21 protein-coding genes are annotated in these 21,275 nt (G+C 62.2%); 7 read left to right on the forward strand and 14 right to left on the reverse strand.

Annotation, left to right across the window (positions count from 1 at the left end):
* Positions 1-4: 4 nt before the first annotated feature.
* The 8 genes from madL to mdcA all read right to left on the reverse strand — a co-directional run bounded on the left by madL (position 5) and on the right by mdcA (position 6,347).
* On the reverse strand, positions 5-397 hold the full coding sequence (gene madL, locus ICY20_RS06635) for a malonate transporter subunit MadL (protein ID WP_194937185.1): 393 nt from the start codon (positions 395-397) through the stop codon (positions 5-7).
* Between the two features lie 67 nt (positions 398-464).
* Positions 465-1,364, reverse strand: coding sequence for a malonate decarboxylase subunit epsilon (gene mdcH, locus ICY20_RS06640; protein ID WP_194937186.1), 900 nt, complete (start codon positions 1,362-1,364; stop codon positions 465-467).
* Positions 1,361-1,948, reverse strand: a complete 588-nt coding sequence (locus ICY20_RS06645; protein ID WP_194937187.1) for a malonate decarboxylase holo-ACP synthase — start codon at positions 1,946-1,948, stop codon at positions 1,361-1,363. The genes mdcH and ICY20_RS06645 overlap by 4 nt, the downstream gene beginning before the upstream one ends.
* Positions 1,942-2,712 (reverse strand): biotin-independent malonate decarboxylase subunit gamma, encoded by a 771-nt coding sequence (gene mdcE / locus ICY20_RS06650; RefSeq protein WP_194937188.1) that lies wholly within the window; start codon positions 2,710-2,712, stop codon positions 1,942-1,944. The genes ICY20_RS06645 and mdcE overlap by 7 nt, the downstream gene beginning before the upstream one ends.
* Positions 2,709-3,551 carry a biotin-independent malonate decarboxylase subunit beta gene (locus ICY20_RS06655; RefSeq protein WP_159958008.1) on the reverse strand — a complete coding sequence of 281 codons (843 nt, stop codon included), beginning with the start codon at positions 3,549-3,551 and terminating at the stop codon, positions 2,709-2,711. The genes mdcE and ICY20_RS06655 overlap by 4 nt, the downstream gene beginning before the upstream one ends.
* Complete coding sequence (locus ICY20_RS06660; protein WP_049711127.1) at positions 3,544-3,843, reverse strand: malonate decarboxylase subunit delta; 300 nt, start codon at positions 3,841-3,843, stop codon at positions 3,544-3,546. Before ICY20_RS06660 ends, ICY20_RS06655 begins: the two co-directional genes overlap by 8 nt.
* Positions 3,843-4,676: a triphosphoribosyl-dephospho-CoA synthase gene (locus ICY20_RS06665; protein ID WP_194937189.1), complete on the reverse strand. Its 834-nt coding sequence runs from the start codon at positions 4,674-4,676 to the stop codon at positions 3,843-3,845. The genes ICY20_RS06660 and ICY20_RS06665 overlap by 1 nt, the downstream gene beginning before the upstream one ends.
* Positions 4,677-6,347, reverse strand: coding sequence for a malonate decarboxylase subunit alpha (gene mdcA, locus ICY20_RS06670; protein ID WP_159958004.1), 1,671 nt, complete (start codon positions 6,345-6,347; stop codon positions 4,677-4,679).
* A 380-nt stretch (positions 6,348-6,727) separates the two neighbouring features.
* On the opposite strand from mdcA, the gene ICY20_RS06675 reads away from it, so the two are divergent.
* Together ICY20_RS06675 and ICY20_RS06680 are read left to right on the forward strand one after the other, a co-directional pair.
* Complete coding sequence (locus tag ICY20_RS06675) at positions 6,728-7,006, forward strand: type II toxin-antitoxin system RelE/ParE family toxin (RefSeq protein WP_159958002.1); 279 nt, start codon at positions 6,728-6,730, stop codon at positions 7,004-7,006.
* Between the two features lie 14 nt (positions 7,007-7,020).
* Entirely contained in the window at positions 7,021-7,308 is a 288-nt protein-coding gene (locus ICY20_RS06680) for a HigA family addiction module antitoxin (protein WP_105699617.1), read from the forward strand.
* A 181-nt stretch (positions 7,309-7,489) separates the two neighbouring features.
* Here ICY20_RS06680 and ICY20_RS06685 read toward each other — a convergent pair whose 3' ends face one another.
* The 6 genes from ICY20_RS06685 to pilG all read right to left on the reverse strand — a co-directional run bounded on the left by ICY20_RS06685 (position 7,490) and on the right by pilG (position 17,319).
* Positions 7,490-7,945 carry a chemotaxis protein CheW gene (locus ICY20_RS06685; RefSeq protein WP_159958000.1) on the reverse strand — a complete coding sequence of 152 codons (456 nt, stop codon included), beginning with the start codon at positions 7,943-7,945 and terminating at the stop codon, positions 7,490-7,492.
* A complete protein-coding gene (locus tag ICY20_RS06690) occupies positions 7,938-13,757 on the reverse strand; it encodes an Hpt domain-containing protein (protein WP_194937190.1) in 5,820 nt (1,939 codons plus the stop codon). The genes ICY20_RS06685 and ICY20_RS06690 overlap by 8 nt, the downstream gene beginning before the upstream one ends.
* A 158-nt stretch (positions 13,758-13,915) precedes the next feature.
* Complete coding sequence (locus ICY20_RS06695; RefSeq protein ID WP_159957996.1) at positions 13,916-15,967, reverse strand: methyl-accepting chemotaxis protein; 2,052 nt, start codon at positions 15,965-15,967, stop codon at positions 13,916-13,918.
* Complete coding sequence (locus ICY20_RS06700; protein WP_159957994.1) at positions 15,964-16,488, reverse strand: chemotaxis protein CheW; 525 nt, start codon at positions 16,486-16,488, stop codon at positions 15,964-15,966. The genes ICY20_RS06695 and ICY20_RS06700 overlap by 4 nt, the downstream gene beginning before the upstream one ends.
* A 12-nt stretch (positions 16,489-16,500) precedes the next feature.
* Complete coding sequence (gene pilH / locus ICY20_RS06705; protein ID WP_034101258.1) at positions 16,501-16,866, reverse strand: twitching motility response regulator PilH; 366 nt, start codon at positions 16,864-16,866, stop codon at positions 16,501-16,503.
* 45 nt (positions 16,867-16,911) lie between these two features.
* The gene (gene pilG, locus ICY20_RS06710; protein ID WP_159957992.1) at positions 16,912-17,319 is read right to left on the reverse strand and encodes a twitching motility response regulator PilG; all 408 of its coding nucleotides are present in this window, start codon (positions 17,317-17,319) and stop codon (positions 16,912-16,914) included.
* A 239-nt stretch (positions 17,320-17,558) separates the two neighbouring features.
* On the opposite strand from pilG, the gene gshB reads away from it, so the two are divergent.
* The 5 genes from gshB to pyrR all read left to right on the forward strand — a co-directional run bounded on the left by gshB (position 17,559) and on the right by pyrR (position 21,255).
* Complete coding sequence (gene gshB / locus ICY20_RS06715; protein ID WP_159957990.1) at positions 17,559-18,512, forward strand: glutathione synthase; 954 nt, start codon at positions 17,559-17,561, stop codon at positions 18,510-18,512.
* 77 nt (positions 18,513-18,589) lie between these two features.
* On the forward strand, positions 18,590-19,495 hold the full coding sequence (locus tag ICY20_RS06720; protein ID WP_159957988.1) for an energy transducer TonB: 906 nt from the start codon (positions 18,590-18,592) through the stop codon (positions 19,493-19,495).
* A gap of 174 nt (positions 19,496-19,669) precedes the next feature.
* Positions 19,670-20,239 carry a YqgE/AlgH family protein gene (locus tag ICY20_RS06725; protein ID WP_122488774.1) on the forward strand — a complete coding sequence of 190 codons (570 nt, stop codon included), beginning with the start codon at positions 19,670-19,672 and terminating at the stop codon, positions 20,237-20,239.
* Positions 20,239-20,676 (forward strand): Holliday junction resolvase RuvX, encoded by a 438-nt coding sequence (gene ruvX / locus ICY20_RS06730; protein WP_005792259.1) that lies wholly within the window; start codon positions 20,239-20,241, stop codon positions 20,674-20,676. The genes ICY20_RS06725 and ruvX overlap by 1 nt, the downstream gene beginning before the upstream one ends.
* A gap of 72 nt (positions 20,677-20,748) precedes the next feature.
* Complete coding sequence (gene pyrR, locus ICY20_RS06735; protein WP_159957986.1) at positions 20,749-21,255, forward strand: bifunctional pyr operon transcriptional regulator/uracil phosphoribosyltransferase PyrR; 507 nt, start codon at positions 20,749-20,751, stop codon at positions 21,253-21,255.
* The last annotated feature ends 20 nt before the right edge of the window (positions 21,256-21,275 follow it).

Genomic DNA, 21,275 nt, shown 5'->3' on the forward strand with positions numbered 1-21,275 from the left:
AGGATCACCCGGCTTCTTTGGTAGGGACAATCGCACTCGGCTCATGATTGCCGATGCGTACCAGCACCGGTACCAAGGCAAAGCCCAGTAACACCGCCAAAGTTCCCGCCAGGATAGCCATAGGGCCGCCGCTGATGGCGCCGTAGACGTTCTGCTGGGCGGCCATGGCCACTACGATCGGAATATAAATCGCTGCCCAAAAACTCACGCCCTGTTCCGACTTGCCGGTAAACAATCCACGTTTGCTCAGGTAACTGCCGAGCCCAATCAATAACAACATGGCGATCCCTACCCCACCCACGTTGGCCGGAATACCCATCCACCTGCCCAACAGCTCACCGACAAACAAGCCGGCCAAGGTACAGAACGCCAAAAACGCCACGCCGTAGATAATCATTGTTGTTGTCCTCAAAGTGCTCGATCGAAATTGTTGTTGTTGTGCTTCGAAAGCCTTGGGTAGTGCTTTATCGGTGGCGGCGCTCCTCCTCTTGCAGCAGGGCCTGCAGGGTGTCCAGGCGCGCGCCTTCGCAGGCGATCACCGTACCTTGTTCAAAGACGCGACGTGACAGGCCGGTGAGCACGGCGCCGGGGGGCAGTTCGATTTGCAGGCGCACGCCGCGCTCATAGGCGCTTTGCACGGTGCCGCGCCAGTCGACGATGCGGCACATGTTAAAGGCCAGGTCGTCGCGCAGTTGCTCTGGGTTGTGGATAGGTCGCGCACGGGTGCTGCTCAGGTAGGTGATGCGCGGCGCCTTGAGCGCAACGAACGCCTGAGCCAGCGCCTGGGCCGGTTGCTCCAGCAGCGCGCAATGGGACGGCACGCTGACGGCCAGGCGCTTGGCGATGCCGTTGCCCTTGATGCGTTGGGCGACACGTTGCATGGCGGCATCGCTGCCGGCGATTACGGTCTGGTTGTCGGCGTTGATATTGGCCAGGTACACCGGGGTTTCGGGGCTGTGGACATCGGCCAATAACTTTTCCACTGTGGATAACTCGGGGCCGATGAGAGCGGTCATTCCATATCCCTGTGGATAAGCGTTTTGCATCAGCTCGCCACGCAGGCTGACGAGCCTGAGCGCGTCGCTGAAGTCCAGCGCACCCGCAATGACTGCCGCCGGATAAGCACCGATGGACAACCCTGCAACGTAATCCGGTGTGTGTTGCAGCAACCGGGCGTGGGCCACACCGGCGATCAGCAGGCAGAGCTGAACGGCGCGGGTGCTGGCCAACGCTTCGGGCGAATCCAATGCGCGTGCATCTTCACCCAAGGCATCACTGGCTTGCTCCAACACCTCGGCTGGCAACGCCTGAAGCATGCCTGGCCGTTGGGCGCCCTGCCCTGGAAACACCAGAAGGCTGCTCATGCCACGGCCTGCCAGGGGTCGATCACCAACTGTGCACCCGTGGCGGTTTTCAACAGCACCCGCCGTGACGGGCCGGCCCACTCGCGCAAGGCGACGGCGCCGTAGGGGGTTTGCAGTTGCAGGTCTACGGCGCACACGACCTTGTCCAAGCTCTCCAGCAGATCGCGTGCATCATGCCGATCAAGCGGCGCGGGCGTGCGCAGAATCAAGTCCAGATCGCTCATGGCATGCAACGCTTCAATGCCTGTGGCCAGCTCAAAACCTGCGCTGCCACTGACGCCCCAGTTCAAAGGCGCCAGCACCGGCCGCACCTGATCGAGTGCCTGCAATGCGGGTAAATCCCGAGCGCCGATAACGTCGCGTAACGCTTCCGGCGCTACTCGCCGTTGCACGGCAGTCATCGGCATTACCGCTGCAAAGCGCTGCTCGCGCAATTGCCCACGCACGCCCACAGCGACAAAGCCCTGTGCAACAACAGCGCGACGCACGACCACCGCGTCCAACGCACCCACTGCCCATGCTGGCGCGTCAGCGGGCAGATGCGCCGGGGTCATGCCCCAGAGCAAATCGTGGGCGTTCACCATTGCTCCCGCAGCAGTTGGCGCACGTGGCTGGAAGCGGCGCGGTTAGTGGCGCCCAGACGGCTGCTCAAATCAGGCGTGTCGATATCCTTGATGGCGCTGACCAGGCAATCGCCAACCCGTGCCACATCGTCGGCCATGGGCTGTTCAATCTGGCTGACCGACAAGGTCTCCCAAAGCAAACCAAGGCTGGCGTAGCTCTCGATGTCATAGGCCATTGGCGGCACGCTGGCGGCCAAGGCTTCCAGCTCTTCGACGCTGCGCAAGGTCACCCGCGCCGCCGACGCCTTGCCCATGGCGTGCACCATCACCCCGGGATCGCGCAGGGCGATCAGGCGGTTGGCTTGATAACCGTGGGCGAGAAACGCACCCGACATGGCCTTGCCCACCAACAGCGCGATCACCGGATGCCCGGCGAGCCGAGCGCGGGCGTAGCTGTCGGCGGCGGCAGCCAGGGCCTGATGAATGCCGAGGGCTTCTTCGCGACGACCGTAGGCTTGGCTCGGCACATCAACGATGGCGATCAGCGGGCGCTTGTCGCCACAGGCGATGGCTTCATCCACGGCCTTGGCCAGGCCCCAGCCTTCGAGCAAGCCGACTTCGCCGTTGCGAGCGCGGGGGAAGCGGTTTTGCGCGTCGGTGACCACGGCAATAAAGCGCACGGCCTGCTCGCCCAACACACCATCGGCGACCTTCAATGAATTCGGCAAGCCCTCGACAGGCGTTGCCCCGGCGCTTAACGCGTTGAACCACTGCAACCCTCTCATGAGCGTTCTCCTTGATACAGCGCGCGCACGGTCGCGGGATCGATCTGCGGTGTGGCGTCCAGTTCGGCGAGGCGCGCCAGGTAGTGTTCGGCCTGACGGCTGCGTTGTTGAGTGGGCAGGCCTTGTTGCAGCAATGTGCTGACCGTCTGCTGGATCTCGGTGATGTCGTCGGCCACATAGCGGTCCGCCAAACCGCTGTTAAACCGTTGCTCGCCACCGGTCAGGCTCCAGATAAACGGCCGGTCACGGGAGTCGTACTCATCGAGCCCTGCTTCCTGCTCGATCACCTGCGGGCCGTTCAAGCCGACGCGGGCTTCACGGGTCACCACGAGGTAGCTGCACAACCCGGCGGCGATGGACATGCCGCCAAAACAACCGACACTGCCCGCCACCAAACCGATCACCGGCTGATACTGACGCAGGTCGACAATCGCTGCGTGGATGTCGGCAATCGCGGCCAGACCGAGGTTGGCTTCCTGCAAACGCACGCCACCGGTTTCCAGGAGCAATACCGCGCGAGTGGGGACGCCGTTGCGATTGTCCTCGGCTGCCAGCTCAAGTGCGCCGGCGATTTTTGCGCCGCCGACTTCCCCGAGGCTGCCGCCCTGGAAATTGCCTTCAATCGCCGCGATCACCACCGGCAACCCGGCGATACTGCCCTTGGCGATCACCACGCCGTCGTCCGCTTGAGGCACCACACCTTGGCGACTGAGCCACGGCGACATGACGCGCTGGAAGGGGTCGATCAATTCACGGTAGGAACCGGCGTCCAGCAAAGCCTTGGCCCGCTGGCGTGCACCCAACTCGACGAAGCTGTGTTTGGCGAGTAAGTCAGTCATGGCCAACCTCCTCAAAGCCTTGTTCCAGACGCAAGCGCACCACACCGGGCGTGGCGCCGAAATCGTGGATATCAATCTTCAACGCCGGGGGCGTCTGCTCCTGGAAGATCCGTTCAAACAGATGCTGCCAGCGCTGCTCGGCGCCATTGACCGAAGTCTGCACTTGAATCGTCAGCGTGCCCGGCGTGCCCGGTTCCAACAGCACTTCCAGGTCGCCGGAACCGACACACCCCACCAGCGCACGGCCTTTTGGCGGCTGCCCGGCGGGGAATTCAAAGGATAAGGTTTCCATCACAACGCTCCGTCGAGGCGGTCGATAAACAGGCAAGCGGCCAACAGGTCGGCGGCGCCGCCGGGGGAGGCATTCAGGGCCAGCAGTTGGTTATCCAGTTCATGCAGTTGGCGGCGCCCGACCAGGGTGGCGCTGCCGCCCGCATCCAATACGGCCTGAGCGCCGCGTTGCATGGCAACGATGCCTTCGGGGCCTGCGCGGTAGAGCACGCAGGTGTCGGCCAGCTCGGTCATGATCGCGAGCAAGGCGTCCAGGCGGGCGTTCTGTTCGCCGGTGTTTTGCTGGCGGCTTTTACGCAATTGCGGCAGGCCGCGCTGGGTGACCGAGGGGAAGCCCAGTTGAGCTTCTTCACGGGCACCGCGTGCGCCGTAACGCTGCGCAACCTGGGCGCCGTGGCTCATCGGTTGAGGTGCGTAGCGGTCGTTGAGCAGGGCCAATCGGGCGGCGTTCAACGTTATGGCGCGCGGCTCCAGGGCGGCCGCTGCGGTCAACAGGCCCAGGGCCCAGATCGCGCCGCGATGGGTGTTCACACCGCCTGTGGTGACGAGCATCGCTTGCTCACCCTCACGGCCAATGCGCCCGAGGGCTTCACGCAGGGGTAAACCGACTTCACCGAATTCAATAGCCGCCTCGGCCATCTCCTTGAACATCGGCCACAGCGACAACGCCGAGGCGTGCATCAGGCCCAAGTGCAAATCGCTATGGGCACCGTTGCCGCGACGGTCCACGAGGGCGGGTTTGGGTGACAGGTCGGCCTCGTCGATCAGCGCATCCACGGCCATGTCCGCCAGGCGTTCGGCGAGGGTGAGTTCATGCAGTTTGAGGGCGCGCATTTACCAGCTCCTGAATTTGGCGGGCGGGTTGTACAGGCCACCGGACCAGTCCACCAAGTCGGCCACGCTCTTGGCGGCGAGCAGCTCGCGGGTGGCGTCGGTGCGGCGGATGCCGAGATCTTCGGGCAACGCGATCAAGCCTTCGCGGCGCATGCGGGCAGTGTCTTTGGGGTTGTGGCGCAGGCCGATGGCGGTTACGCCGGCGACGGCGGCGATCATCGCCTGGCGCTCTTCCAGGGAGCGCGCTTTGTACAGGTAAGCGATGCCTTCCTCGGTGAGCAGGTGGGTGACGTCGTCGCCGTAGATCATGATCGGCGCCAGGGGCATACCGCTTTTGCGGGCGACCTCGACTGCGTCCAAGGTGTCGACGAAGGTCGGTTTGCCGCCTTCCTGGAAGGTCTCGACCATTTGCACCACGAGTTTTTTGCCGCGTTCGAGCAAGGCTTCCGGGGCGTCGTCGTGGCGCATGTCCAGCCACGCCGGGGTGCCGTGGCGGCGACCGCGTGGGTCGTGGCCCATATTGGGTGCACCACCGAAGCCAGCGAGGCGGCCGCGGGTCACGGTGGAGGAATGCCCGTCGCCGTCGACTTGCAGGGTGGCGCCGATAAACAGGTCCACCGCGTACTGGCCGGCCAGTTGGCAAAACATGCGGTTGGAGCGCATCGAGCCGTCGCGGCCGGTGAAGAACACATCCGGGCGGGCGGCGATGTAGTTTTCCATGCCCAGTTCGGTGCCAAAGCAATGCACGCTTTCGACCCAACCGCTTTCAATCGCAGGGATAAGGGTTGGGTGCGGGTTGAGGGTCCAGTTGCGGCAGATCTTGCCTTTGAGGCCGAGGGACTCACCGTACGTAGGCAGGATCAATTCAATGGCGGCGGTGTTGAAACCGATGCCGTGGTTGAGGGACTGCACATTGTGTTTTTCGTAGATGCCGCGAATCGCCATCATCGCCATCAACACGTGCACCGGTTTGATATGGCGCGGGTCGCGGGTGAACAGCGGTTCGATGTAGAACGGCTTGTCGGCCACCACCACAAAATCCACCCAGCTTGCCGGGATGTCGACGCGGGGCAAGTCGGTAACGTCATCCACCAACTGGTTGACCTGCACGATCACGATACCGTCACTGAACGCGGCAGGCTCGATCAGGGCCGGGGTGTCTTCGGTGCTGGCGCCGGTGTAGATATTGCCGGCGCGGTCGGCCATGAAACCGGCGCTGAGCACCACGTTGGGGATCAAGTCCACCACCAGCCGCGCATAGAGTTCGATGTAGGTGTGAATCGCGCCGATTTCCAGCAGGCCGTCTTCCAGCAACTGGCTAATGCGCAGGGATTGGGTGCCGGCGAAAGAGAAATCCAGCTTGCGGGCGATGCCTTTTTCAAACAGGTCCAAGTGCTCGGAGCGGCCGACACTGGGCATGATCATGTGCAAATCGTGGAGCTTGGCGGGGTCGGCCTTGGCCAAGGAGCGGGAAAGGAAGTCGGCCTGTTTTTGGTTGTTGCCTTCCAGCACCACGCGGTCGCCGGGGAGGATCAGGGCTTCGAGCGCTTCGACGATCTTGTCGCTGGCCAACACCGCACCATCTGCGTACTTTTTGACCAACCCGAGCCGCCGCTGCTTCTCGTCACGCCGCCGCGTCCAGCGCGAGTCGGGGGTAGTTATTGTTGTCATGGTCGCTCCACGGGGTTTGCTGTCGTGGGCTGTACCTTAGGAGTGAAGCTGTAGACGCATCAATCAAGCTCAGCGGCTGATCGTTACGGCTGGAGTAATGGAACATCAGCAAACGCGGACTCAAGCCGAGTTGAGATCAAAATGTGGGAGGAGGCAGTCCCAAAAAGGGACCGATCAGTCCCTGATTGGGACCGCTTTATGTCTGTCACTTTCTAGACAGCCTCAGCGAAATTTCCGACAGCTTCTTCAGGTTGTTGCTCGGAATCTGCCTCTCTAGCCTTCGCAGTCCGAATATTGCCACGGGCATCCATCGTGAATCCGACAGCTCAACCCGATACAAGGCCATTGCAGGGCGTGATGTATCACATCACAATCGCGCCATGATCGTCAGCTGGAAACATAAAGGCCTCAGAGCCTTCTATGAGACCGGTTCAACCAAAGGGATCAACGCAAATCATGCAAATCGCTTGCGGCGTGTTCTGATCGTGCTCGACAAAGCCGAACACAGCGAGGAACTGAATCTCCCCGGCTGGCGTTTCCATCGGTTGAAAGGCGACCTTATCGACTATTGGTCCGTCAGCATCAGTGGTAACTGGCGCATCATTTTTCGGATGTTCGACGATCAAGTCGAGCTGGTTGATTATCTTGATTACCACTGAGTAGAGGTATCGATATGGGCATGCACAACCCACCTCACCCAGGAGAAATCCTGCTTGAAGATGTGATTCCCGCACTGGGCATCACCATCACCGAAATGGCCCGTCGCCTTGGATTTGCCCGTGAGACTTTTTCAAGGATTTTGCATGGGCATGCACCCGTAAGCCCAGACTTGGCCGTGCGACTTGAACGAGCCGGTGTGAGTACCGGAAGGTTATGGCTATCGATGCAGAGTGCCTACGATTTGTGGCAGGCCGAACATCGGGAGCAGCCGGTGATTGAGCGGTTTGCGCGGATTGAGTAGCGGGCACGGTCTATCCAGCGCTGAAGATCAAATGTGGGAGGGGCGGTGCGACGATTCGACTTGCCCCCGATGGCGGTGGGTCAGCTGAATATGTATCAACTGACAGTCCGCAATCGGGGGCAAGTCGAATCGTCGCACCGCCCCTCCCACATTGGATCTTCACTGGGGTTGAGAATAGCGGTCAGGCCAAGCCGGATTCGACCAATAGCGCTTCCAACCCCATCAAATCCGGCACCTTCGCCACCTGCTCCCCCACCTGCACCGCCGCAAGCTCCAGCGGGCACAGCGGCACATCCACATAGCTCAACTGGCTATCAAGCTTGTACGAGCGTGGAATGCCCTGGATCACTAGCGCAATAAACTTCAATGTAGGCCGGCCGCCCAAGGCGTTGAGCACCACGATGCGTGAACGCTCGCTGGCGACGATGGCTTCACCACACGCCGCTTCAAAGCTGATCAGCGGCACTTGCTGGTCGCGCCAGGTCACTTGGCGCAGGTACCACGGCGGTGCATCGCTGGCCGGTTCCCCGCGCTGAAAGTCGATCAGCTCGGCGATGGCGACGTTGGGCAGCACCAGGTGACGGTCGGCCAGCGGCAGCAACAGGCCGGTAAGTTGGCGGGTGCGGTGGTCAAGCATGGGACTTGCTCCAGTAGGCGATGCTTTCCAGCAGCACCGACTCTTGGTACGGCTTGCCGAGGTAGTCATTGACGCCGATGGCCATGGCGCGGTCGCGGTGTTTTTGGCCGGTGCGCGAGGTGATCATGATGATCGGCAGGCGCATCAGCCGTGGGTCGTTACGTACCTGAGTGGCCACTTCGAAGCCGTCCATGCGTGGCATCTCGATGTCCAGCAGCATCAAGTCCGGGGTGTGTTCTTCCAGCAGGGCGATTGCGTCGATACCGTCTTTGGCCGTGAGCACGTTCATGCCGTTGCGCTCCAGCAGGCGGCTGGTGACTTTACGCACGGTGACCGAATCGTCCACCACCAGCACCAGCAGCGGGCGCTTTTTCAGCGGGTCGTTGAGGATAAGTGGCGCATCGACTCTCTGGGCCGGCAACGCCGGTTGGCGGGCGCGGATATGCGCCAGCAAGTCGATGATCAACACCACGCGGCCATCCCCCAGGATGGTCGCACCGGACAAGCCTTGCACCCCGGAAAACTGCGGGCCAAGGCCCTTGACCACGATCTCTCGGGTTCCGGCCATGGCGTCCACCTGTACCGCCACGTGCCGTTCATTGCACTGCACCAACAGCACCGGCACCGGCTGGTACTGGCCCAGCAGGTTCGGACGGCCAACGGTGTGCAGAAGGTCGCCGAGATAAAACAGCTCGTAGCGCTGGCCGGCATATTCGTAATGCGGCGGGTCTTGCTGGTAATGCCCCGCCAGCTCATGAGGCATCACCCGCACCAGGCCTTCGATGGTGTTGAGCGGGATCGCGTATTGATCGTCGGCACACTGCACCATCAACGCCCGATTGACCGATACGGTAAACGGCAGGCGAATGCGAAAGTGCACGCCCTCACCTGGCGTCGACTCGATAAACATCGAGCCCCCCAGTTGGCGCACTTCTTCATGCACCACGTCCATGCCCACGCCGCGCCCTGAGATCTGGGTGATCTTCTCGGCGGTGGAAAACCCAGGCTGGAGAATGAACTGCAAGACATCGCGGTCGCTGATGTCTTGAAGGGGGTCGAGCAAGCCGCGCTTGATGGCCTTGCGCCGCACCGCTTCCAACGGCACACCGGCGCCGTCGTCGCGCATGTCGAAGACGATATCGCCGCCTTCGTGGGTCAGGTCCAGGGTGATGCGACCCTTCTCCGGTTTACCCGCCAACAGGCGCGCCTCGCGAGACTCCAGGCCGTGGTCAACGGCGTTGCGTAGCATGTGCTCCAGCGGTGCCGCCATGCGCTCCAGCACGTTACGGTCCATTTCACCTTCGGCGTTGCCGACGACGAACTCCACATCCTTGCCCAACTCGCCGGCCACCTGGCGCACGATGCGCTTGAGGCGCGGCAGCATGCGTTCAAAGGGCACCATGCGGGTGCGCATCAGGCCTTCTTGCAACTCGGTGTTGATGCGGGCCTGTTGCTGTAACAGGTCGTGGGCGTCGCCATTGCGACGGTCGAGGGTTTCCTTGAGGTCGAGCAGGTCAGACACCGACTCGGACAGCGTACGGGACAACTGCTGCAACTGGGAATGACGGTCCATTTCCAGCGGGTCGAATTCTTCATAGCCCAGGCGCTCGGCCTCGGCTTGCTGGCGGCTGAGGATGCGCCCCTGGGTTTCGGTATCAAGGCGACGCAGTTGGTCGCGCATGCGCTCAATGGTGGTTTCCACCTCGTTGAGGGCGATGCGTGCGTCGTTGACCTGCTGTTCGATGCGCCCCCGAAAGATCGAGGTTTCACCCGCCAGGTTGACCAAATCGTCCAACAAGTCGGCGGAGACCTTCACCATGTCGGCAGCCGGGTCGACCACCGCTTCGGCCTTGCCTACTGGCAACGCCACAGGCATCACCGGCTCGTCGCTTGGGTGCACCAGGCTCCTGATCCGTTCGATCAGCTTGTCTACCGAGCCCACCGGCAAGCCATCCGCCACGGCGTCGACCATCTGCGCAAGGCGGTCATGGCAGCCTTGCAGCAGCGCGAACAACTGCGCCGACGGTGCCAGCAAACCGGAAGACAACCCTTCGTAGAGAAACTCCAGCTCATGGGCCAGGTCGCCAATCGGCCCGATCTCGACCATGCGCGCGCCGCCCTTGAGGGTGTGCAAATCTCGCAGCAGGGTTTCCACTTCCTGACGATTGCCCGGCTCGGCCTGCCAGCGCAGCAGCGCGCTGCTGGAGCTGTCGAGAATGTCGGCGGCTTCTTCGAGAAAGATCTCCAGCAACTCGGGGTCAGCCCCCGACAGCGGCGTTGCAACGGCCGGCGCCGCTGGGGGATTACCCTGACGCAACGCCCGCAGTTGGGCAACCAGCCCGGCACCGTCGCTCAAGGGCTGATGGCGTTGCAGCTCTTCGAGCTGCAACGCCAGCCGCTCATGGCTGGCCATCAGCACCTGGGACAGTTCGGCAGAATAACTGTAGCGACGGTCCACCAGGCCTTCGTAGAGGCACTCCAACTCATGGGCCAGGTCGCCAATCGGCTCGATCTCGGCCATGCGTGCGCCGCCCTTGAGGGTGTGCAAATCGCGTTGCAATGAGGACAAGGGCGCGGCGTTGTCGGGCTCCAGCAGCCAGCGTTTAAGGGACTGCCCGGCGCTGTCGAGGATGTCTACGGCTTCTTCGAGGAAGATCTCGACGATCTCGTCGTCCATCGCCGGCTCATGACCCAACTGCTGGGTCGCAGCGCCCAACTCGGAGATGCTCAGGGTACGACTGCCGTCGGTTTTGATCAGGCCGGTGGCGGACGGGTCGAGGGCTTCGTCCAGCAGTTCGCGCAGGGCTTGAACCCGTTCCGGTGCCGGGTTGATTTCCTGGCCGGCGGCCAACTGGTCGAGCATGTTGATCAGCGCTTCGTGAGCGTGCTCGGCCTCATGAAAGAACCGCTCGCTGACCGCCAGGCTGCTTTCTTCGACGGCGCCGTAGAGGTCGAGCAAGGCTTCGCACAGTTCGTCGATCGCATGCAGGTCGGCGACGTGGGCCCCCTCCCCCAGGGTGGTCAGTTCATCCAGCAGCGCGGTGAGTTCCTGACGCTCGCCGGGGTGTTGTTGCCAGCGACGCAGCAGGCTTTCGGCGTCGAGCAGAATATCCATGCCCTGGGCCAGGAAGTTGGCGATCAGTTGCGGGTCGCGCTTGATGCGCAGGCCCGTGTTCGGTGCATCAAGCAAGGCTTCAAGCTGCTGGTCGAGCAGGCTTTGGGTGCGGTCGATCAGGTCTTGTGCGCCTTTGATCGGCGCCAGCGGGTCACGGTCCAGATAACGCAGCCCACGTTGGAACAGGCCTTCGGCTTCCAGCAGCAACTCCACTTCGTCCAGGTCCAGCGGCAGGCGGTGGGCCTTGTATTCGCGGGTGAGATGGTCGAGCGGGCGCGCAAGCTCGGCGATGGGCAGCACGCCGGCCATGTAGGCGCTGCCTTTGAGGGTGTGCAGGGCGCGTTGCAGTTCATCGCTGACTTGCAGCGGCACATGCTCGGCGGCTTGTTGCAGAAATTGGTTGAGGCTTTCCAGATGGCTCTGGGCTTCGTTGCGAAAAATCTCTAGCAGCATCGGGTCGTGGGCTTCGGCGGCGTGCACTTGCGCGCCACTGGCCAGGGCGTGAGCGCGGGCGGCCAGGGCGTCAACTTCGTCACGTTGGTGCTGGTCGTCGGTGGCGAAATCGGCGATCAGCTCCGGCAGCAGGGCCACGGCTTCGTCCAGTACCTGCTGTACCTCAGGGCCAAGGGCGACGCTGCGTTCCAGCACACGGTTGAGCAGGTTTTCCACGGCCCAAGCCAGCTCGGCCAGCACCAGCGCACGCACCATGCGACCGCTGCCCTTGAGGGTATGGAAGGCCCGGCGCATTTCGCCCTGGGCGGTCTTGTCGGTGCTGTTGGGCAGGTAGCGGTGCAGCACTTCGAGGACTTCGTCGGTTTCTTCGAGGAAGACTTCGCGCAGTTCGTCGTCAATGGGCTCTTCGTCGGCCGGTGGCGGCAGCAGACTACCGGGGCGTTGCAGGGCCGGTGGGTTCAAGCGTGAAGTGGGGCTGGCCAATGCATCGAACTGGGATTGGGTCGGCGCAATCTCGGTGGACAGCGCGCCGTCAGGGGCGACCAGCGCTTGGCGCCAGGGCTTTTCGGTGGGCAGGTAACCCAGCGCAGCGAGGCCTTGGGTGGCCCGTTCCAACACCCGTTCGCCATCGGCATCGGGGTCTTGGAGCATGCGTTCCAGGTAGTACTCAAGGCCACTGATCACATCGGCGAAATGCCCCAGTTGCGCCTCGGATGGCGGCGCGTCGTTGCCCATCAATTGTTCGTCGACGTAATCGGTGCAGCCGCGCATCAGGCTCGCGGCCCGTGGCAGCGGAATCATTGCCAGCGCGCCACGTACCTGGCTCAGCAGTTCGGGCAAGGACTCCAGGCGCTGACGGTCCCAATCGGCTTCAACGCAGTCGATCACCAGCTCCTTGGCCTGGCGCAAACACTGGCACGACTCACGGATCACCAACTGGTGGATCTGGGTCAGGTCGGTGGTGGGCAAGCGGCTTTCTTCGCGGCTTTGCGGCTCGACGGTGCCGACCATGCCGGCCAACGTGGCTTCGACGTAGAGCAAGGCGCCGGCGACATCCATCAGCACGGCATCGTTGGGCTCACGCTGCCCCTGGGCCAGGCTCAGTACCACGGCGAGTTGATCGATGATCACTTTGCGCGGCTGGCCGAAGCCCAGCACCGCCAAGGTATCGGCGATCTGGCGCAACGGCGCCAGCAAGGCGTCCAGATCGTTGGTGTGCTGGCGGTCGCTGCGCACAAACAGGTCGAGGCGCTCCTTGACCCGCACCAACTCTTCACACAGTGCACCAAGTACCGAGCCCATGGCATTGCGGTCCGGCCCGGCCAGTCGCGCCCGCTCGGCGTCTACCACGGCGCTGTCGGGCAGGGCGTCGTCCAGGCCGTAGCGCTCTTTGAGACTTTGCATGCGTGGCGTCGGCCGGGTGACCTTGGCGACATAAAACAGCAAACTTTTGAGCAACTCATCCGGCGCAGGCTGATTGATGCCGCCGATACCCTGGGCCAGCAGCCGCTTGAGTTGTTTGTCACTGGCCTTGAGCAGGCTGCGCAGCGCCGGGCTGTTGGCGATCACGCCGGTGAGCATGCCTTCGACCAACGCCGAGGTGACTTGCCACAACGGCAGCAGCGGCGCGCCCTGGCACAGCGCTTCGAGGCGGGCGAACACTCGCGCCATGTCTTCCAGGTTGCTGGGGCCGTGGTCTTCACGCAGTAACCCGGCCAGGGCTTGTTGCAGCAGTTGGTGCCATTGACGCAGTTGTTCTTGCAGGTCCGGTGCTGCGCGTTGGGCCAGGGCTTCATCGGGCAATGGCGCAATCGACAGCAGTTGTGGGCTGAACAGGCTCGTCTCCGACAACAGGCTTTCACCGCGGGCGCTGCGCAGGTCGTTGAGCAGCGGCAACACCACCAGCGGCAAGTCGCGGCGGGCGCTGTGTACGCGGTCGAGATACAGCGGCAATTGGTTGAGGGCTTGTTGCAGCAGGCGGATGCTTTCGTCGCGCTGGCTGACGCGCTCGGCTTGCAGTGCCAGGGCCAGTTCTTCCAGCTCTTCGGCCAGCAGTGCCGCGCCGTAGAATTCGACCATCAGCAGCGCGCCATGCACTTGGTGAATGGCGGCGAGGCACTCGCTGATGGCGTCGCCGTCAGCGGTTTCGACAAAGGCGTCCAGCGCCGCACGTGCCTGTTTCAGGGTTTCGGCAATGTCGCCCTTGACCCATTCGAGGGCTACGTAGTCGTGCCGATCAACCATAACTGCTCCGCTTAGAATTCGTGGGTTACCTTGATCTCAAAACCAATGGAGATCCAATGTGGGAGGGGGCTTGCTCCCGATGGCGGTGTGTCAGTCAAAGAGATTGTGACTGAACTACTGCAATCGGGAGCAAGCCCCCTCCCACATTTAACTTCATTTCAACTGTCGACCTGCTTTGCTGGCGGCAGGGTGAAGCCCGACACCGAACGGCGCAACTGGCTCGCCATTTTTGCCAGGTTGCCGATACTCTCAGCGGTAGCGGTCGACCCCGACGACGTCTGCGTCGTGATCTGCTGAATCACGTTCATCGTCAACGAAATCTGCCCCGCCGAACTGGTCTGTTGCTGCGCCGCATTCGAGATGCTCTGAATCAACGCCGCCAACGTCTTCGACACCCCTTCAATCTCTTCCAGTGCTACGCCAGCGTCCTGCGCCAACCGCGCGCCGCGCACCACTTCGGTGGTGGTCTGCTCCATGGAGATCACCGCTTCATTGGTATCCGCCTGGATCGCCCGCACCAGGGTCTCGATTTGCCGGGTGGCGGCAGATGAGCGTTCAGCCAGTCGCTGCACCTCATCGGCCACCACGGCAAAACCGCGCCCGGCGTCCCCGGCCATGCTGGCCTGGATCGCGGCATTGAGGGCGAGGATGTTGGTCTGGTCGGCGATGTCGTCGATCAGGCTGACGATATCGCCAATCTCTTGGGACGACTCGCCCAGGCGTTTGATGCGCTTGGCGGTGTCCTGGATCTGCTCGCGGATGTTGTCCATGCCGTGGATGGTGTTATGCACCACTTCGTTGCCCTTGTTGGCGATCTCTACCGAGCGCTCCGCTACGGCCGAGGACTCGGCGGCGTTGGCCGACACCTGGTCGATGGACTGGGCCATCTGGTTGATCGCGGTGGAGGCCTCGGCGATTTGCTGGGCCTGGTGCTCGGAGGCTTGGGCCAGGTGCATGGCAGTGGCCTGGGTGTCCTGTACCGCACCGGCCACCTGCCCGGCGGTGAGGTTGATGGTGGCCACCAGGTCGCGCAATTGGTCGACGGAATAATTGATGGAGTCGGCGATAGTGCCGGTGAAGTCTTCGGTCACCGAGGCGGTTACCGTCAGGTCGCCGTCGGCCAGGTCTTCGATTTCATCCAGCAGACGCATGATCGCGTTCTGGTTGCGCTCGTTCTTCTCGGCGGTTTCATGCAGTTGGCGGTTAGTCTCGCGCACCATCACCAGGCCGATCAGGATGATCGACGTCAGCGCCAGCAAACCCAGTACATAGCCGCCGATGGTGTCCAGGCTACGCCCGCTGGCGAGGTTTTCAAACCCGGTGGCCAGGTGTGAGGCTTCATCGAGCAGGGTTTGCGAGAGGTTAAAGATATTGCTCGCCGACGCGCGCACCTGAAACAGCTGCGGCGAGGTTTCGAGGATCTCATCCACCGAGCCTGAAACGAACTCGAACAGTTCAGCGATTTCCGCCAGCCGCGCTCGGGCGTCGGGGTCTTCGACCTGGGTGATACGCAGGCCGGCATTCCCCTGAAGCATGCCGTTGAGCACCTGGCCGAAGCGGTTGGCGTCGCGGCCAAAAGTGTCGGCGGCCTGGGCGGCGGATTCGTCGCCGGCGAGCACGGTGTTGACCGCGCCCAGGATACGTTCGGCCAACAGCGACTGGCGCTGGGCCAAGGCCACCTGGCTGGCAGGAGCCCCGCGTTGCAGCAGGATGTCGACGACCTTCTCCGACTCCATCTGCAATTGCGGCACAGTTTCGGCCAATGTCGCGGCCACTTGATGCAGCGACAGCACGGTCTGCTCGCTGGCCAGGATCGCATCGGTGTTCTTCAGCAGCGCTTCCCAGTCGGTCTGCACAGCACGCATTTCGGCGCGTACCGCGCTGGGCGCAGCAGGCAGCCCGGTTTGCGGGTCACCTTTTTTCAGGTAGCCCCAGCGTTGGGCGAAGTCGTTGCGCGCATCCCCCAGCAGCTTGAACGCGGCCGACTTGCCGGCGGCGGCTTCGGTGGCGTTCTTGGCGATGCGCTGAGACAGCACCCGCAGTTCACCGGCATGGCCGATGTACTGCTTGTCGTAGGTCGATTGGGTGTTGAGGTACGCGAAGTTGGCGAACAGCAGCATGATGAATACGATCAGCGCGATAAACAGCACGATGATCTGCGAACGGCTTCGCGAGCCGGCCTGGGGTTTGGGCGTGGTAGCGGTGGTCATGCGGCAACATCCATGAAGCCTGGAGCCTGGGCCAGGGTGAAGGGGCTGAAGACCTGCCACAGCGGCTCGCCGTCGAACTGGCCCTGGATAAATGGCGTGCCCGGAGTGGCGTTCGCCTGCAATGCGTCTTGCGCGAAATGCTGCATGCCTACCACCTCGTCTACCAGCAGCCCGACAAACAGGTCGTTGTATTCCACCACCAGCACCCGCCGCTGTTTGCGCGCCCTGGACAGCTCAAGGCCGAGGAACCCACCCAGGTCCATCACCGGCAACAAACGCCCACGCAGATTAGCCACTCCCTTGACCCAGGCCTTGACCCCGGGCATTAAAGTGCAGCGCGGCTCATGCAACACTTCGGCGACTTCGCCCATGGGCGCCACGTACCAATGCTGACCCACGCGAAAACCGATGCCGCTCCAGCGTTGCTGGCGGGTTTCCTGGGACGGCAGGTCGGCGGCCAGCAGGCGGCAGCGGCGGTCGATGTCGAGCAACAGCTCAAAGGCGGTTTGCGACTCGGTCATGATGGCCTGCCGTCAGCCGGCCAGCACCTTGTTCAGGGTGGCGATCAGGGTGTCTTCGTCCACCGGCTTGGTCAGGTAATCCTTGGCGCCCTGGCGTGCGCCCCAGATTTTGTCGGTTTCCTGGTCTTTGGTAGTGATGATGATGATCGGGATGCCGTTGGTTTCCGGCTCCTTGGACAGCTGACGGGTGGCCTGGAAGCCGTTGAGGCCCGGCATCACGATGTCCATCAGCACGGCGTCGGGTTTTTCCTGGCGGGCCAGGGCCACGCCGTCCGCGCCGTTTTCGGCTTTGAGAACTTCGTGACCGTGCTTTTCCAGCATGCCGGTCAGTTTGTACATTTCGGTCGGCGAATCGTCGACGATCAGAACACGTGCCATGGTTTTCCCCACTAACTTGGTAGACACCAACCCTGGTGGGCGGTGTCAGAGTGCTTGTTCTACCGCGGCGAAAGCAGGCACGTAGGCCTTGATCGCACCCAGCAGTTCTTCCTTGCTAAAAGGCTTGGTCAAAAACTGATCGACACCCACGATGCGCCCCTTGGCCTTGTCAAACAGGCCATCCTTGGAAGACAGCATGATCACCGGGATCGACTTGAACGCCGGGTTGTTCTTCACCAGCGCGCAGGTCTGATAGCCATCCAGGCGCGGCATCATGATGTCGACAAAGATAATGTGCGGGTGATGATCAACAATCCGGGCCAGGGCATCGAAACCGTCAATGGCCGTGATGACATCGCACCCCACGTTCTTCAACAAGGTCTCGGCGGTGCGGCGGATCGTCTTTGAATCGTCGATCACCATCACTCTCAAGGCGTTGGAATGCTGTTCCATATCTGCTCTACCATCGCCACAGCGAATCGGTTTTCGGTGTGTACTGCCTGATGTTGCACAGGGTGAGCGCCGCAAGCCTTGGAATTCAAGGGCTGCTGCGCCGTGGCAGTCTTTTTAGCACAGTCTCGGGGAGCAATCTATCGAGGCACCCGTCAGGTGGTTTTTCCTTGACCCACAACAGTCGCAGCGCCACTCTGACGCCACTTTTATGCGCCCTAATTTGCTAGAGGAAACCCCCCATGAGCGTTCGCGTCGGCATTGTCATGGACCCTATCGCCAGCATTTCCTATAAAAAGGACAGCTCGCTGGCCATGCTCCTGGCCGCCCAGGCCCGCGGCTGGACCCTGTTCTATATGGAGCAGCGCGATCTTTACCAGGGCGAAGGCGAAGCCCGCGCTCGCATGCGCCCGCTGCAGGTGTTCGCCAACCCCGAGAAGTGGTTTGAGCTTTCGGACGAAGTCGACAGCCCGTTGAGCGATCTGGACGTGATCCTGATGCGCAAAGACCCGCCGTTCGACATGGAGTTCGTCTACACCACCTACCTGCTGGAGCAGGCCGAGCGCGCTGGCGTGCTGATCGTCAACAAGCCGCAAAGCCTGCGTGACTGCAATGAAAAGCTGTTCGCCACCCTATTCCCACAGTGCACGCCGCCAACTGTAGTCAGCCGCCGCGCCGACGTGCTGCGTGAATTCGCTGCCAAACACGGTGATGTGATCCTCAAGCCGCTGGACGGCATGGGCGGCACCTCGATCTTCCGCCACCGCGCTGGCGACCCGAACCTGTCGGTGATCCTCGAAACCCTGACCGCCCTGGGCACCCAGCAGATCATGGGCCAAGCCTACCTGCCGGCCATCAAGGACGGCGACAAGCGCATCCTGATGATCGACGGCGAGCCGGTGGATTACTGCCTGGCGCGTATCCCGGCGGCGGGCGAGACCCGTGGCAACCTGGCGGCCGGTGGTCGCGGCGAAGCACGGCCCTTGTCAGAAAAGGATCGCTGGATTGCAGGCCAAGTCGGACCGACTTTGCGGGAAAAGGGACTGCTCTTTGTAGGCCTTGACGTAATTGGCGAGCACCTGACTGAAATCAACGTCACCAGCCCCACCTGTATCCGTGAGATAGACAATGCATTCGGCACAAACATCGGCGAAATGCTGATGGCTGCCATTGAGCGCAAGCTACAAGCCAAGTGACATAGAACAGCCGGACACACACCAACATTGCGTTATCATGCGCCACCTGTGAAACGCGCGATGTTGGTTTTCTTGTCATGACACTCCCGTCCGATCTGCCCCCCGAACTCTCCCACAGCGGCGTGCGCCCGGCTGATCGGCTCGGATTTACCCTGTTCCTGGCAGCGTTGATTCACTTGGCCCTGATCCTCGGGCTGGGCTTCACCATGGTCGAGCCCAAGCAGATCACCAAGACCCTCGAAATCACCCTCGCCACGTTCAAGAGCGAAAAGAAGCCCGAGAAGGCTGATTTTCTTGCCCAGGACAATCAGCAAGGCAGCGGCACCCTGGACAAGAAGGCGATCCCCAAGACCACCGAAGTCGCGCCGTTCCAGGACAACAAGGTCAATAAGGTCACGCCGCCACCGGCGCCCAAGCCGGAGGTGCAACAAAGCGCACCCAAGGCTGCCGTGACCACCGTCGCGCCCAAACCGCAAAAAGCCCCGACCCAGCGCGAAAAGACCAAGACCGAGCCAAAACCCGAGCCCGTCAAACCCGCACCTACGTTCGACAGCTCGACGCTGACCGATGAGATTTCCAGCCTCGAAGCCGAACTGGCCAACGAACAACAGCTGTACGCCAAGCGCCCGCGCATCTACCGGCTCAATGCCGCCTCCACCATGCGGGACAAAGGCGCCTGGTATAAGGACGAATGGCGTAAGAAGGTCGAGCGCATCGGCAACCTTAACTACCCGGACGAAGCACGGCGCCAGCAGATCTACGGCAATTTGCGTCTATTGGTGTCGATTAACCGTGACGGCACGTTATATGAAGTGCAGGTACTGGAGTCCTCCGGCCAACCGCTGCTGGACCAGGCCGCACAGCGTATCGTGCGCCTTGCTGCGCCTTTTGCACCCTTTACCGGCGACCTGAACGACGTCGATCGCCTGGAAATCATCCGCACCTGGAAGTTCGCCAAGGGCGACCGCCTCTCCAGCAACTGAGGCCTCAAGAGCAGCCTTGTTGTGGCGAGGGAGCTTGCTCCCGCTGGGCTGCGAAGCGGCCCCAAAAAATGGGCCTGCTGCGCAGTCCGACGGGAGCAAGCACCCTCGCCACATTCATATGCCCACAGATGATCAGACTTGTCAGTTCGCCCCTCCAACGCCACACTACCGAACATGAAAAACGTCAGCCCGACCTACCTCAAGCACCAATTCCTGATCGCCATGCCCCATATGGCCGACCCGAACTTTGCGCAGACCTTGACCTACATCGTCGAGCACACCGCCAATGGTGCCATGGGGTTGGTGATCAACCGCCCGCAAGAGCTGAACCTGGCGGATATCCTTGAGCAACTGCGCCCCGAGATCGACCCGCCAGCCCGTTGCCAGGCTGTGCCGATCTACATCGGCGGGCCGGTGCAGACCGACCGTGGTTTTGTGCTGCACCCTACCGGGCCGAAGTTCCAGGCCACCGTCGACCTTGAAGGCGTGTCGTTGTCCACTTCCCAAGACGTGTTGTTCGCCATCGCGGACGGCATCGGCCCTGAGCAAAGTGTGATCACCCTGGGTTATGCCGGCTGGGAAGCGGGCCAATTGGAAGCCGAACTGGCCAGCAATGCCTGGCTGACGTGCCCGTTCGATGCCGACATTCTATTCAACACCCCCAGCGAACAGCGCCTGGAAGCAGCGGCGGCCAAGTTGCGCGTCAACCTGAGCCTGCTCACCAGCCAGGCGGGGCACGCCTGATGGCTTTGCGTTTGATACTGGGGTTTGACTACGGCACCAAACAGATCGGCGTGGCGGTCGGCCAGGTGATTACCGGCCAGGCCCGCGAGCTGTGTACCCTCAAGGCCCAGAACGGCATTCCGGACTGGAACCAGGTCGAAGCCCTCATTAAAGAGTGGAAGCCCGACGCCGTGGTGGTCGGCCTGCCCCTGAACATGGACGGCACCCCCAGCGACATGTGCCTGCGCGCCGAAAAATTCGCCCGCCGCCTCAATGGCCGCTACAACCTGCCCTTCTATACCCACGATGAACGCCTCACCACCTTTGAAGCCAAAGGTGAGCGGCGCGACCGTGGCGGCCAAAAGGGCAGCTACCGCGACAACCCCGTGGACGCCATCGCCGCCGCCCTGTTGCTACAGGGCTGGCTGGACGAAAACACCGCTTTATTTGAATCCTGACTGACGCGGCTTGCCGCGTCTTTTTACGTTTGAGCCCGGACCTTGCCTGCGCAAGGCCTTGAAGGAGCCACCATGAGCTTGCCGAACCCCGCCGAACTGATCAGCCAGATGGCGACGAGCCTCACGGCCCATCTGCAACACCGTGCCATCAGCGAGCCGCGTTTTATCGGCATTCGCACTGGCGGTGTGTGGGTGGCCCAGGCTTTGCTGGATGAATTGGGCAGTGACTCGCCCCTGGGTACGCTGGATGTGTCGTTCTACCGCGACGATTTCAGCCAGAACGGCCTGCACCCGCAAGTGCGCCCGTCGGCCCTGCCCTTCGAGATCGAAGGCCAGCACCTGGTATTGATCGACGACGTGCTGATGAGCGGCCGCACCATCCGCGCGGCCATGAACGAACTGTTCGACTACGGCCGCCCGGCCAGCGTGACCCTGGTATGCCTGCTGGACCTGGACGCCGGTGAACTGCCGATCAGCCCGGATGTGGTCGGCGCCACACTGTCGCTTGCTGCCCATCAACGGGTAAAATTGCTCGGTCCAACGCCGCTCGCACTCGAACTGCAAGACCTTGCCCTTTAAACCGCCTTGTAAAGAGTCCC

This window comes from Pseudomonas pisciculturae (assembly GCF_015461805.1).
Classification (GTDB): Bacteria; Pseudomonadota; Gammaproteobacteria; order Pseudomonadales; family Pseudomonadaceae; genus Aquipseudomonas; species Aquipseudomonas pisciculturae.

Excerpts from the sequence above, each read along its gene's own strand:
- gshB (WP_159957990.1), top strand. The coding sequence starts at position 17,559 with ATGAGCGTTCGCGTCGGCATTGTCATGGACCCTATCGCCAGCATTTCC.
- ICY20_RS06685 (WP_159958000.1), bottom strand. The coding sequence starts at position 7,945 with ATGCTTGACCACCGCACCCGCCAACTTACCGGCCTGTTGCTGCCGCTG.
- ICY20_RS06695 (WP_159957996.1), bottom strand. The coding sequence starts at position 15,967 with ATGACCACCGCTACCACGCCCAAACCCCAGGCCGGCTCGCGAAGCCGT.
- ICY20_RS06690 (WP_194937190.1), bottom strand. The coding sequence starts at position 13,757 with ATGGTTGATCGGCACGACTACGTAGCCCTCGAATGGGTCAAGGGCGAC.
- ICY20_RS06700 (WP_159957994.1), bottom strand. The coding sequence starts at position 16,488 with ATGACCGAGTCGCAAACCGCCTTTGAGCTGTTGCTCGACATCGACCGC.
- ruvX (WP_005792259.1), top strand. The coding sequence starts at position 20,239 with ATGGCTTTGCGTTTGATACTGGGGTTTGACTACGGCACCAAACAGATC.
- ICY20_RS06665 (WP_194937189.1), bottom strand. The coding sequence starts at position 4,676 with ATGCGCGCCCTCAAACTGCATGAACTCACCCTCGCCGAACGCCTGGCG.
- mdcH (WP_194937186.1), bottom strand. The coding sequence starts at position 1,364 with ATGAGCAGCCTTCTGGTGTTTCCAGGGCAGGGCGCCCAACGGCCAGGC.
- ICY20_RS06680 (WP_105699617.1), top strand. The coding sequence starts at position 7,021 with ATGGGCATGCACAACCCACCTCACCCAGGAGAAATCCTGCTTGAAGAT.
- ICY20_RS06725 (WP_122488774.1), top strand. The coding sequence starts at position 19,670 with ATGAAAAACGTCAGCCCGACCTACCTCAAGCACCAATTCCTGATCGCC.
- ICY20_RS06660 (WP_049711127.1), bottom strand. The coding sequence starts at position 3,843 with ATGGAAACCTTATCCTTTGAATTCCCCGCCGGGCAGCCGCCAAAAGGC.
- ICY20_RS06655 (WP_159958008.1), bottom strand. The coding sequence starts at position 3,551 with ATGACTGACTTACTCGCCAAACACAGCTTCGTCGAGTTGGGTGCACGC.
- mdcA (WP_159958004.1), bottom strand. The coding sequence starts at position 6,347 with ATGACAACAATAACTACCCCCGACTCGCGCTGGACGCGGCGGCGTGAC.
- pilG (WP_159957992.1), bottom strand. The coding sequence starts at position 17,319 with ATGGAACAGCATTCCAACGCCTTGAGAGTGATGGTGATCGACGATTCA.
- ICY20_RS06675 (WP_159958002.1), top strand. The coding sequence starts at position 6,728 with ATGATCGTCAGCTGGAAACATAAAGGCCTCAGAGCCTTCTATGAGACC.
- ICY20_RS06720 (WP_159957988.1), top strand. The coding sequence starts at position 18,590 with ATGACACTCCCGTCCGATCTGCCCCCCGAACTCTCCCACAGCGGCGTG.
- mdcE (WP_194937188.1), bottom strand. The coding sequence starts at position 2,712 with ATGAGAGGGTTGCAGTGGTTCAACGCGTTAAGCGCCGGGGCAACGCCT.
- pyrR (WP_159957986.1), top strand. The coding sequence starts at position 20,749 with ATGAGCTTGCCGAACCCCGCCGAACTGATCAGCCAGATGGCGACGAGC.
- pilH (WP_034101258.1), bottom strand. The coding sequence starts at position 16,866 with ATGGCACGTGTTCTGATCGTCGACGATTCGCCGACCGAAATGTACAAA.
- ICY20_RS06645 (WP_194937187.1), bottom strand. The coding sequence starts at position 1,948 with ATGGTGAACGCCCACGATTTGCTCTGGGGCATGACCCCGGCGCATCTG.
- madL (WP_194937185.1), bottom strand. The coding sequence starts at position 397 with ATGATTATCTACGGCGTGGCGTTTTTGGCGTTCTGTACCTTGGCCGGC.